Source organism: Hyphomonas sp. (genome assembly GCF_017792385.1).
Classification (GTDB): domain Bacteria; phylum Pseudomonadota; class Alphaproteobacteria; order Caulobacterales; family Hyphomonadaceae; genus Hyphomonas.
This window is the reverse complement of sequence record NZ_CP051230.1, coordinates 1,875,930-1,887,771: the sequence shown is the minus strand read 5'-3', so window position 1 is coordinate 1,887,771 and position 11,842 is coordinate 1,875,930. Positions and strand designations below refer to the sequence as shown.

The following is an 11,842-nucleotide window of genomic DNA, read 5'->3' as shown; positions in this document are numbered from 1 at the left end:
GGAGGGCTCATGCCCTGGGATGACAAGACGAAATCCAGCGGCCCATGGGGCGGCGAGGGTGGCAACAATGGAGGCGGCAAGGATGGCGGCTCTCCGTGGAACCGGCCCGGCGGCTCCGGGGGAAGCGGGGGCAATGACCTCGAAGACCAGATGCGGCGCATGCAGGAACGCTTCCGCCAGCGCGGAGGCGGCGGTGGCCGTCGCCGGGGTGGCGGCGGTGGCGGCGGGACCAATTTCGGCCCGCTCGGCTTCCTGGTCATCGCAGGTATCGCCCTGCTCGCCTGGCTCTCGACCAGCGTCGTGATGGTGGATCCGGGCCAGCAGGCCTCGGTGTTCCGGTTCGGCAAATGGCAGACCAATTTCGGCCCCGGCCTTCACTTCCACCTGCCTGCCCCCTTCGAGGAGCATGAACTGGTCGAGGTTGAAGCCCGCCGGACGACACAGATCGGCCAGACCATGGATGAAAGCCTCATGCTGACCGAAGACGAAAACATCGTCGACATCCAGTTTTCTGTGTTCTGGCGCGTGAAATCGGAAGCGCCGCAGGACTATATCCTGAACGTCAAACAGCCCGACATCGCCGTCGAGATGGTGGCGGAATCGGTGATGCGCGAAGTGGTCGGCAAGACCAAGCTGCAAAGCGTGATCACCACGGAACGGGACGTCGTGCAGACAGAAGTGGCCGAACAGGTCCAGACCCTGCTGAATGATTACCGCGCCGGCATCCGGATCCTGAGTGTCCAGATCGACAAGGCCGACCCGCCGCAACAGGTGATCGAGGCCTTCAACGATGTGAACGTGGCCGAACAGGACGCCGAGACCAACATCAACCGCGCCACGCAATATGCCAACCAGGTGGTCCCGCAGGCGCGTGGTACAGCCCAGCGCCTGCTGCAGGAAGCGGAAGGTTATCGTGACCAGATCGTCGCGGACGCACAGGGTGAAGCCTCGCGTTTCGAACAGATCTATGAGGAATACCGCAAGGCACCGCGTGTAACGCGGGAGCGCATGTATCTCGAAACGATGGAGCGCGTGCTCGAGCGGACTGACAAGACAATCCTGGACAACCGGGCCGGCGCAGTTCCCTACCTGCCGCTTGACCGCGTCCAGCCCGCAAACCGCGGAGGGCAGAACTGATGCGTAATCTGAGCTGGCTGGCACTGGCCGTCGGGGCGATCGTCCTCGTCGCCATTTTCAACTCCTTCTATGTCGTTCGCCAGGACGAGCAGGCCCTGATCCTGCAAGTTGGTGAACCCCGCGCCGTGATCAACGCGCCGGGCACGGACGAAGCAGGCCTGTATTTCAAGATTCCGGTCATCCAGACCGTCGAGAAACTGGACCGGAAGAATCTCGGGCTCGACATCGAGAACATCCAGGTCCTGGCGTCCGACCAGCGGCGCCTGGCGGTGGACGCCTTTGTACGGTGGCGCATCAGCGATCCGCTGAAATTCTATCAGAGCCTCCGCAACATCCGCGCGGCCGGCGACCAGCTGAACGATGTGACCAAGGCGTCCATCCGTGAAGTCATGGGTGACGTGCCGGTGCCGGAAATCATTTCCGGACAGCGCGCCATCCTGATGGACAGCATTCGCGAAAAGGTTGCCGCAGAACTGGCAGATGACGGCATTTCCATCATCGATGTGCGCATCCGCCAGGCCGACCTGCCGCGTGAAGTGGCGGACGGCGTCTACAGCCGGATGCAGACCGCCCGTAAGCAGGAAGCCGAACGGATCCGCGCTGAGGGTGAGGAACGCGCCCGCCTGATCCGGGCCCAGGCCGAACGGGAAAAGACCGTGATCGAGGCCCAGGCCCGTGAACAGTCAGAGATCATCCGCGGTGAAGGCGATGCCCGCTCCACGGAAATCTATGCCAATGCCTACAACAAGGATCCGGAATTCTTCCGCTTCCAGCGCGCGCTGATCGCCTGCGAGAATTCGATCAAGGATGACACGCGCATCATTGTCGGCCCGGATGCGCTTGGCCTTTGCGACGAGTTCATCGACCGGGCCCGCGCCAATGGCGGCTCGCGCTAGGGCGCGCCTGGCATGTCACTTCAACTGATCCTCATCGGGATCGGCATGTGGCTCTTGATTGAGGGGGTGGTCTATGCGGCCGCCCCCGATTTCATGCAGCGTCTGGCGGAGTATCTGTCGCGTATGCCGCCGCGCGAAATTGCCCTTGCCGGCATTGGGTCGGCGGCAATCGGCGCAATCTTCATCGTCATTGCAGTTCGGTTTCTCTGAACCGGTTGCAAGACGCCCGCAAAGCGCCATAGTTTACCCTGAATAGTGTACATTGTGCTTCGAAAGGAGGCTCAGCGGCCCATGCGCATTTCGGCCCTTGCTGCCTTGCTCCTCATCGGTTCGGCCTCCGCCGGACTGCCCGCCCACGCTCAGGAGAGCCTGTCGCAGCGTGTGGATGGCATCGACCAGAAGGTCCAGCCGCAAAGCTTCCGGGAATTGTCGAAGCGCCTGATGCCTGCCGTCGTCAACATCTCGACCTCGCAGACCATCGCCCCGGACGGCATGCCCACCTTTCCGGAGGGCTCGCCCATGGAACGGTTCAACGAGTTTTTCGGCCGGGACGAGGATGGCTTCCGCCGTGAAGGTTCGCTCGGGTCCGGGTTCGTGATTTCGGCAGACGGATACATCATCACCAACAATCACGTGATCGAGAATGCCGACGAGATCGACATCAATTTCTCGAATGGCCGCGTGCTGAAGGCCGACCTGATCGGCCGCGACCGCGACACGGATCTGGCTGTCCTGAAAGTCCGCTCCGACACGCCCCTGCCCTATGTGGACCTGGCCGACAGCGACCGGGCGGAAGTCGGCGACTGGGTGATCGCCATTGGCAACCCGTTCGGGTTTGGCGGCTCTGTCTCTGCCGGCATCATTTCCGCGCGCAACCGCGACCTGAATGCAGGCCGGTCGGACGATTTCATCCAGACTGACGCCGCCATCAATCGCGGCAATTCCGGCGGCCCGCTGTTCAATCTCGGCGGCGAGGTCGTTGGCGTGAACACGGCCATCATCTCGCCCACCGGCGGCTCGGTCGGCATCGGCTTTTCGGTACCCGCAAATCTGGTCAAGCGAATTTCGGACCAGCTCATCAAGGAAGGCCGGGTGCGCCGCGCCTGGCTGGGCGTCAATGTACAGGATGCGGACGAGGCGCTGGTCCGCGCCTACAAGGCCACCGGCAAGGGCGGCGTCATCATCACCCGCATCTCCGATGACGGCCCGGCCGCAAAATCCGACATGGAGGTGGGGGACCTCGTGCTGCGCTTTGATGGCGAGACCGTCACCAGCGTGCGTGAGCTGACCCGCATGATCAACGACACGCCGATTGGCCGCACCGTGCCTATCTCCCTGGTGCGCGACGGCAAGGCCCGCACCGTCAATGTCACGCTTGGCGAACTGGAAGACGAGGATGACACGCCGGCCGCCAATGCGGCGCTGGATGCTCCGGCGAGTTCCAACGATCTGGGCGCGGAACTGACCAGTCTCGATGATGATGTCCGCCGCCGCTACGGCATCCCGAAGGATGTCGATGGCGTGGTCGTCACCACCGTGTCGGCCCGTGGCCGCACCTTCGGAAAGCTCCAGCGGGGTGACGTGATCATCGAGGTGAACTTCGAACGCGTCTCGACGGTCACGGACACGATCAGCAATGTGGAGACCGCGATGACCACGCCGCGTCAGCCCCTATTGCTGCGCGTGAAGCGGCGTGGCGAAGCCGGCTGGTTCGATCAGTTCATTTCGGTCGACCTGACCAATTCCTGATCAGTCTGCGTCCACCAGTTTCAGGCTCACCCCTTCGACAAAGCCGGCATCATAGGCCGCGTCCCGGATCAGGGCGATGATTCCGACACGCGTCTTCGGCCGGACCTCCAGAACAATCATGGCGTCCGGCATTTCTGCCTTTACGCGTTCGATATTGGCGCCAACCGCCCCGATATCCGCATAGCGGCCATTGATCGAAATCAGCCCCTCTTCCGTGACCTGGATCAGCATCGCGCTGGACGGGTTTCCCCCGTCGGTCGGCGCAGGCGCCTCGATACCGATCGTCTCCTCGGCGGCAAATGTCGTGGTGACAATAAAGAAGATCAGCAGGATGAAGACGATGTCCAGCATCGGCGTCATCGCGACCTCTGCTGCACCATGCTGATGGCGACGAATGGATCTCATATTGGCCTCCCTCCGGTGTTGTCTGGGGGCAAGCCTAACACAAATGTAATTACATTACTAATTGTTCGCGAGCCCTTCGGGCCACTCCTGTCATGCGCCCGATCAGCCCGTGACGAAATCGTCCGCGCAGTAACCCTGGAAGAACAGGGCGGCATGCAGGTCGGTATGGTTGATCGCGGCATGCGCTTCTGCGGCGACAATCGGCTTGGCCTTGTAGGCAATGCCGAGACCGGCCGCCTGGATCATGGCAAGATCATTGGCCCCATCGCCCAGCGCCAGCGCGTCGTTGCGGCCCAGTCCTGCAGCGGCCGAGAACTCGTCCAGTGCCGACAATTTCGCCTCACGCCCGAGGATCGGCATCCCGACCTCTCCAGTCAGCGCAGCGCCATCATCGATCAGCGTGTTGCCGCGATGCGCGACGAAACCAGCCTCCTCGGCAACCCGCCCGGTGAAGAAGGTGAAGCCACCCGAGACCAGCACGGTCGTCGCGCCCTGCGCCTTCATCGTCTCCACAAGTGTCCGGGCGCCGGTGTTCAGGGAGATGCGGGCGTCATAGGCCTGCTGCAGCGCAGTCAGCGCCAGGCCTTTCAGCATGGCGACGCGCGTCGTCAACGCGCCCTCGAAATCCAGTTCGCCCCGCATGGCGCGTTCCGTGATCGCGGACACTTCCGCCTTCAGCCCGGCAAAATCGGCCAGTTCATCCAGGCATTCCTGTCCGATGATCGTGGAATCCATGTCGGAGATCAGCAGCCGCTTGCGCCGGTTTGCCACCGGCAGAAGGGCCGCGTCCATCTCCTCTGCATCCAGAGCCGACAGGATCTGTCCGGCCAGCGGCACGCCCGTTTCCGGCAGCGCAACCTCGACGGCGCCCACCTCCCCCGCCCGTCCGAGACGCCGTATCGGCGGCAGGCTTTCTGCCAGGCCCAGATCGCCCAGCAGCATGCCCAGACGCGAGGCAATATTGTTTTCCGGCGCGTTTGCGGCGGCCACGAGGATCATCGGGGTTTCTGCTTTCTCAACCATTCCCGCCTCATCACGGGTTTCCTCGCCGCTGACAAGCCCTTACCTCTATAAGCATGACACCTGCTATTCTCATTCACGGACCCACGGCCAGCGGAAAGACCGCCCTGGCCATAGAAGTGGCGCGCCGTCTGGGCGGGGAAGTGATCAATGCCGACTCCATGCAGGTCTATCGTGACCTGCGCGTGATTTCGGCCCGCCCCAGCGCCGCGGAAATGGACGGCGTCCCCCATCACCTGTTCGGTCATGTTGATGCGGCCCGGCGCTATTCCACCGGCGACTGGCTGGAAGATGTCCGCGCCACGATCCGCGCACTGGAACTGAAGGGCAAGCGCGCCATCGTTGTGGGCGGCACCGGCCTCTACCTGCTGGCGATGACAGAGGGCCTGTCCAACATTCCCCCCGTGCCGGATGACATCCGCGCCGATGTCCGCGCCATTGCCGATGCCGAAGGGGCCGAGGGCCTGCGCGCCCGGCTGGCCCCGGTCGATCCGGACACCGCCGACCGGCTCGGCACCGGCGACCGCCAGCGTCTCGCCCGCGCCTATGAGGTCTATCTCGCCACCGGCAAGCCGATCACCGATTTCCAGAAGGACCGGCAACCCCCTGTCCTGAAGCCCGGCGAATGGATCGGATTCGCCCTCACCCCGCCGCGTGCAAAACTCTATCAGAAGATCGACCGCCGATTCGAGGGCATGCTCATGCAGGGGGCCATGGAAGAGGCCCGCCAGCTGATCAGCCGCAATCTCGATCCCGAACTTCCTGCGATGAAAGCACATGGCATGCCCTGGCTGGCGGCCTTCGCACGCGGAGAGATCACGGCAGAATTTGCCGCAGAAAACGCGAAACGCGACACAAGACGCTACGCAAAGCGGCAATTCACGTGGATTGGTCGCCAGTTTCCGTTCTGGCCGCGCATTCCTTCACCTGATCCGGAGGACCGCTTGAGGGTTATTCTTGCCTTGTACAGGGAGATTGACACGGTGGTTGAGGCAGATTATTCCTGATCGCGACGTTGGAGGAAACGCACCGTGCGCAAATACGTAGTACTCGTTATTAAGCATCCGTAGCTGGCTTGTCTAAGCCGGTTGCGGATGCGCGCACATCAAGGGGCTCCGTTGGGGCCCTTTTTCTTTTTCGCTCCAGTCCAGACCCAGCCCGATCAGAGACCCTTCCATGACCACCGAGACAAAGACCAAGCCTGCCGCGGATGCAAAGACCATGACCGGCGCAGAAATCGTCATCAAGGCACTGAAGGAACAGGGTGTGGACACCATGTTCGGCTATCCCGGCGGTGCGGTCCTGCCGATCTATGACGCGCTCTACAATTCCGACGGCATCCGTCACATCCTGGTGCGCCACGAACAGGGCGCGGGCCACGCTGCCGAAGGCTATGCCCGCTCGACCGGCAAGCCGGGCGTCTGCCTCGTCACATCCGGACCGGGCGCCACCAACATGGTCACGCCGATCGCCGATGCGATGATGGATTCCATCCCGATGGTGGTCCTGACCGGCCAGGTCCCGACGCACCTGATCGGCACCGATGCCTTCCAGGAATGCGACACGACCGGCATCACGCGCACCTGCGCCAAGCACAATTATCTCGTCACCGATGTGAACCAGCTGGCCCGCACCATTCACGAGGCCTTTCTCATCGCCCGGTCCGGACGCCCCGGCCCGGTGGTCATCGACATTCCGAAGGACATCCAGTTCGCGACCGGCGCCTATATCGGCAAGGACGGGGTGCACAAGCCGACCTACCACCCGAACACGGCGGCCCATCCGGACGCCATCGCGGCCACGGTCGACTTGATGCTGCATGCCCGGCGCCCGGTCTTCTATACCGGCGGCGGCGTCATCAATTCCGGCCCGGAGGCCACACGCCTGCTGCGCGAGCTGCAGAAGGCGACCGGTTATCCGGTCACGTCCACCCTGATGGGGCTCGGCGCCTTCCCGGCCGGGCATCCGGACTGGCTGGGCATGGTCGGCATGCATGGCAGTTTCGAAGCCAATAATGCGATGCATGATTGCGACCTGATGATCTGTGTCGGCGCCCGGTTCGACGACCGCGTCACCGGCCGGATCGATGCCTTCTCCCCAAATTCCAAGAAGGTGCACATCGACATCGACCCCTCCTCCATCAACAAGATCGTGCGGGTCGACATTCCGGTCATCGCCGATTGCGCCGAAGCGCTGGGCGCCCTGTTGAAGGAATTCAAGAGCCGCAAGGGCAAGAAGCCGGACCTGAAACCCTGGAAACAGGAAATCGACATCTGGCGCGCGCGCAATTGCTTCGCCTATACGAACTCCGAATCCGTCATCAAGCCGCAATATGCGGTTCAGCGCCTCTACGAGCTGACGCGCGATCGCGACACCTACATCACGACCGAAGTCGGCCAGCACCAGATGTGGGCCGCGCAATTCTATCATTTCGACGAGCCGAACCGGTGGATGACGTCCGGCGGTCTCGGCACGATGGGATATGGCCTGCCGGCCGCCGTGGGCGTTCAGGCAGCCCATCCTGGCGCGCTGGTCATCGACATTGCCGGCGAAGCCTCGATCCAGATGATGATGCAGGAATTGTCGACCGCCGTGCAGCACAAGCTGCCCGTGAAAGTGTTCATCCTGAACAATGAATGGATGGGCATGGTGCGCCAGTGGCAGGAATTGCTGCATGGCGAGCGCTACTCCCACTCCTATTCCGACAGCCTGCCCGATTTCGTGAAACTTGCCGAGGCCTTGGGCGGCCATGGCATTCGCTGCGACAATCCAGTGGAACTGGACGACAAGATCCGCGAGATGATTGACCATCCGGGCCCCGTCCTGTTCGATTGCTGCGTTGAGAAGGCCGAGAACTGCCTGCCGATGATCCCGTCAGGTGCCGCGCACAATGAAATGATCCTGGGCGAGATCCGGGGAGATGAAATCGACGACGCGGGCAAGAAGCTGGTCTAGGGTGAGCGGGCCGGCCTGACAGGACAGGCCGGGGCGAAGGGGAAGTGTCGCGGAATGGAAAACGCGCTCGATCTTGAGGAAATGTTCCGTCGTCTCGGGCGGGCCGACTGGATCGCCATCGTCTCGGCGGTGGTCGCTGTCGCCTCCTTCCTGGCGAACTGGCGGATCGTGTCCCGCCAGTCCCGCATGCAGGCCGAAAATCTGCGCCTGGCCCATGATTCCGACGTCATCGCCTGGTTCCACGAAACGGTGAATGAGTTGTCGGACGCGCAGGAAACCCTGCGCGAAGCCGGCCGCAGCTTTCCCGCCGAGGACTTCGAGGCGCGCCGCTCGCGCGCCCGCACGCGCATCTCCGCCATGCTGGATCGCGGCCGCCTGTTCTTCCCGAATGTCGATCGCGGCGATGGCCATGGCGCGCAGCGCGAAGCCGGGTATCAGGGCTATCGACAGCCCTGCCTCGATCATCTCTATGCGTGTTACCGTCTCGTCTCCGACTGGCCCGCCCCGCTTCCCGTGGCAGCCATGAGCGATGCGCAGACACAGGAAAAATCGGAACGGATCAGCCAGCTGGTCACGGCCCGCCGGGCCTTTGTTTCAGAAGTGTTCAAGGCCATTGATCCGCGTCGCCGCGGACAAGTGCTGCAGGAGTTTTCATCATGAGCCCACAGGACCTCACAAAGGCGCAGGACCGCAGCGAGCCCGCATCCGCCTATGACATGTCCCATGCCGAGGAAACGGTCGAGCGGCGTACACTGGCCGTCATGGTCGACAATGAGCCCGGCGTGCTGGCCCGCGTCGTCGGCCTGTTCTCGGGCCGGGGCTACAATATCGACAGCCTCACCGTGGCCGAGGTCGATGCCAATGAACACCGGTCGCGCATCACGATCGTGACCCAGGGCACGCCTCATATCCTGGAACAGATCGAAGCCCAGCTTCTGCGCATCGTGCCGGTCGACAAGGTGATCGACATCACGAAGTCGAAGCGGGGCATCGAACGCGAACTCGCCCTGGTGAAAGTCGCGGGAAAAGGCGAGGCACGGGTCGAGGCACTGCGGATCTCTCAGATTTTCCGGGCAAATGTGATAGACACCACCAATGAGAGCTTCATTTTCGAACTGACGGGTGCGTCCGAAAAGATTACGCAATTTGTCGACCTGATGCGGCCTCTGGGCCTTGTCGAGGTCAGCCGTACGGGCGTCCTGTCGATCAAGAGGGGAAAGGAAAAGGGATGACACGCACCAGCCTTGCCGCACTTGGCGCCCTTTTTCTGGCCGCGAGCGCACACGCGCTCGAAGACCTGCCGGACAGCTGCGCAAGCGACCTGTCGAGCGCCGTCTACACGTCGCGCGACGAGGCCGACCAGGCCGAACTCCAGTGCGACATTGACCGCGCCGACCTGCTCGTGCGCCGCGCCGACACGATCTTTGTCACCGCCAAGACACCGCTGATGCGGATCGTGGATACGGCTGCGCCGAGCGGCGCTGCCTATGTCTATGACGTGGTCGATGCCTCGGGCACAATGATGCTGGACGCACGTACCGTGCCGGTTGGCGACGATGTGAAAGTGCCGATGTGCCGTCTGCAGACGCAGTTGCCGACAGCCGTGGCCAGCAAGGTCGCCCTGTCCCTGCTGACCGCCGGAGGCACCGATGTTCCGGCCTATGGCAACCGGCAGAAAATGGTCACCAATGCCGATGGCTCGCGCAGTTTCGAACTGCTCCTGTCGTCGCATGACGTGGTCACCCTGATCGAGACGACCAACGGACCAAGACATTTCTCGCGTCATGCCGAGGCAACCGACTCCATCGCCGAATTGAACCGCAGCGTCATCGGCGTGGCCAATTTTTCAGATGGCTGGGTGTGCAACACCAACTGATCTGAAGACCCTACCCCCAACAATCAAACCTCCAGCGGAGCAAGTAGAGGCCCATGAAAATCTATTACGAACAGGATGCGGATATCTCCCTCATCCAGAGCAAGAAAGTCGCCGTGATCGGCTATGGCAGCCAGGGGCATGCCCACATCCTCAACATGCGCGACAGCGGTGTGAAGAATGTGAAGGTCGGCCTGTATGAAGGCTCGCCCAGCCGCAAGAAGGCAGAGGCCGAGGGCCTTGAAGTGGTCACGCCCGCTGAAGCCGCCCAATGGGCTGACGTGATCATGATCCTGATCCCGGACGAGAAACAGGCCGTTCTCTACGCAAACGAGATCGAGCCGCACCTGCGCGCGGGCCAGCACCTGATGTTCGGCCATGGCTTCAACGTGCACTACAATCTGATCCGTCCGCGCCCGGATGTCGACGTGTCCCTGTCGGCCCCGAAAGGCCCCGGCCACACGCTGCGCGCCCAGTACCAGATGGGCTTCGGCCTGCCGGGCCTCGTGGCCATCCATCAGGACGCCACCGGCACGGCGAAAGACGTGGCCCTGTCCTATTCGAAAGCCATCGGCAATACGCGCGCCGGCGTCATCGAAACCTCCTTCCGCGAAGAGACCGAGACCGACCTGTTCGGCGAGCAGGCTGTGCTCTGCGGCGGCATCGTGGAACTGATCAAGGCTGGCTACGAAACGCTGGTTGAAGCCGGGTATGCGCCGGAAATGGCCTATTTCGAGTGCCTGCACGAGACCAAGCTGATCGTGGACCTGATCTATGAAGGCGGCATCGCCAACATGAACTACTCGATCTCCAACACGGCCGAGTATGGCGAATATGTTTCCGGCCCGCGCGTCGTGAACGCCGAAGCCAAGGCCAACATGAAGAAGGTTCTGGAAGACATCCAGAACGGCACGTTCGCGCGCAACTGGGTGCTGGAAAACCAGGCCGGCGCCCCCGGCTTCAACGCCATGCGCCAGCGCATGAACAGCCACGAGATCGAGGAAGTCGGCGAAAAACTGCGCGGCATGATGCACTGGGCGCAGAACGACCGCCTGGTCGACAAGGCCCGCAACTAGTCCTTATCCGGGTGGGCCGTCCGGCACGCGGTTCAGGTCCACCCGTCCCTCAATGCCCGGCACGCGGCCGGACATGGTGTATTGCCAGATGTCCGGCACGCGGCCGCTGCCCGTGCGTGGCAGGGTCTCGCCCAGACCGCGCAGCCAGAGCGGGTACGTATCGTACCGCTCTCCCAGCCAGTCGGCATGGAATTCCGGCGTTGTGTAGATCACGGGCCGCTGTCCGTACTCCGTCTCGAGCATGTCCAGAAATGTTTCGAGCTCCGCCAGCGTATCCGCCGGATTGCCGCGCGGTTTACAATTGTGGGCATATTCGAGATCCACAGCCGGCGGCAGCGTCCCTGCCCTGACTTCAACGGACTGGATGAAATTCTGCGCTTGTTCCGCTCCTGGCCGGCACAGGCGATAAAAATGATAGGCGCCGATCTTCCAGCCGCGGGCCTTGGCCTCGCGCCAATGGTCCAGGAAGCGCGGATCCTTCCAGCCGCTGCCTTCGGTGGCCTTGAAATAGATGAAGTCGACCGGCGCGGCCTCGAAGGCGTCCCAGTCGATGCGGCCATTATGGTGAGACAGGTCGAGACCGTTTGAACCGGGCTGCAACAAATTGAACGGATCTGAAACGGATTGGGACGATCTGGAACAGGCTGAAACAGGCAGGAATGACAGGAGAAGGAGCAGGCAGAGCAGGCGCATGCCGCAGTTCAACACGCGATCATGGCCACTTGGCGAGC

The 11,842-nt window shown here is 62.5% G+C and carries 13 protein-coding genes; 10 read left to right on the top strand and 3 right to left on the bottom strand.

The features are described 5' to 3' along the window. Positions 1-9: 9 nt before the first annotated feature. The 4 genes from hflK (at position 10) to HF955_RS09370 (ending at position 3,782) form a co-directional block, all read left to right on the top strand. Complete coding sequence (gene hflK, locus HF955_RS09385) at positions 10-1,137, top strand: FtsH protease activity modulator HflK (RefSeq protein WP_027837014.1); 1,128 nt, start codon at positions 10-12, stop codon at positions 1,135-1,137. Next, positions 1,137-2,033: a protease modulator HflC gene (hflC, locus tag HF955_RS09380; RefSeq protein ID WP_027837013.1), complete on the top strand. Its 897-nt coding sequence runs from the start codon at positions 1,137-1,139 to the stop codon at positions 2,031-2,033. The genes hflK and hflC overlap by 1 nt, the downstream gene beginning before the upstream one ends. 12 nt (positions 2,034-2,045) lie before the next feature. Then, positions 2,046-2,243: a DUF2065 domain-containing protein gene (locus HF955_RS09375; RefSeq protein ID WP_291079274.1), complete on the top strand. Its 198-nt coding sequence runs from the start codon at positions 2,046-2,048 to the stop codon at positions 2,241-2,243. A gap of 81 nt (positions 2,244-2,324) precedes the next feature. Beyond that, entirely contained in the window at positions 2,325-3,782 is a 1,458-nt protein-coding gene (locus HF955_RS09370) for a Do family serine endopeptidase (RefSeq protein ID WP_291079273.1), read from the top strand. Here the strand turns inward: HF955_RS09370 and HF955_RS09365 are convergent, their stop codons facing one another. Then, positions 3,783-4,187: a biopolymer transporter ExbD gene (locus tag HF955_RS09365; RefSeq protein WP_291079272.1), complete on the bottom strand. Its 405-nt coding sequence runs from the start codon at positions 4,185-4,187 to the stop codon at positions 3,783-3,785. A gap of 102 nt (positions 4,188-4,289) precedes the next feature. Next, positions 4,290-5,210, bottom strand: a complete 921-nt coding sequence (serB, locus tag HF955_RS09360; RefSeq protein ID WP_291079271.1) for a phosphoserine phosphatase SerB — start codon at positions 5,208-5,210, stop codon at positions 4,290-4,292. Between the two features lie 53 nt (positions 5,211-5,263). Here serB and miaA point away from each other — a divergent pair, with 53 nt between their 5' ends. The 6 genes from miaA (at position 5,264) to ilvC (ending at position 11,111) form a co-directional block, all read left to right on the top strand. Beyond that, positions 5,264-6,214, top strand: coding sequence for a tRNA (adenosine(37)-N6)-dimethylallyltransferase MiaA (gene miaA, locus HF955_RS09355; protein ID WP_291079270.1), 951 nt, complete (start codon positions 5,264-5,266; stop codon positions 6,212-6,214). A gap of 169 nt (positions 6,215-6,383) precedes the next feature. Next, positions 6,384-8,162, top strand: a complete 1,779-nt coding sequence (locus HF955_RS09350; protein ID WP_291079269.1) for an acetolactate synthase 3 large subunit — start codon at positions 6,384-6,386, stop codon at positions 8,160-8,162. Positions 8,163-8,216: 54 nt separating this feature from the next. Further along, positions 8,217-8,822, top strand: a complete 606-nt coding sequence (locus HF955_RS09345) for a hypothetical protein (RefSeq protein WP_291079268.1) — start codon at positions 8,217-8,219, stop codon at positions 8,820-8,822. Further along, on the top strand, positions 8,819-9,394 hold the full coding sequence (gene ilvN, locus HF955_RS09340) for an acetolactate synthase small subunit (protein ID WP_027837005.1): 576 nt from the start codon (positions 8,819-8,821) through the stop codon (positions 9,392-9,394). The genes HF955_RS09345 and ilvN overlap by 4 nt, the downstream gene beginning before the upstream one ends. Next, positions 9,391-10,038: a hypothetical protein gene (locus HF955_RS09335; RefSeq protein WP_291079267.1), complete on the top strand. Its 648-nt coding sequence runs from the start codon at positions 9,391-9,393 to the stop codon at positions 10,036-10,038. The genes ilvN and HF955_RS09335 overlap by 4 nt, the downstream gene beginning before the upstream one ends. Positions 10,039-10,091: 53 nt before the next feature. Further along, complete coding sequence (gene ilvC, locus HF955_RS09330; RefSeq protein WP_027837003.1) at positions 10,092-11,111, top strand: ketol-acid reductoisomerase; 1,020 nt, start codon at positions 10,092-10,094, stop codon at positions 11,109-11,111. A gap of 3 nt (positions 11,112-11,114) precedes the next feature. Here ilvC and HF955_RS09325 read toward each other — a convergent pair whose 3' ends face one another. Further along, entirely contained in the window at positions 11,115-11,804 is a 690-nt protein-coding gene (locus HF955_RS09325) for a GH25 family lysozyme (protein WP_291079266.1), read from the bottom strand. Between the last annotated feature and the right edge of the window lie 38 nt (positions 11,805-11,842).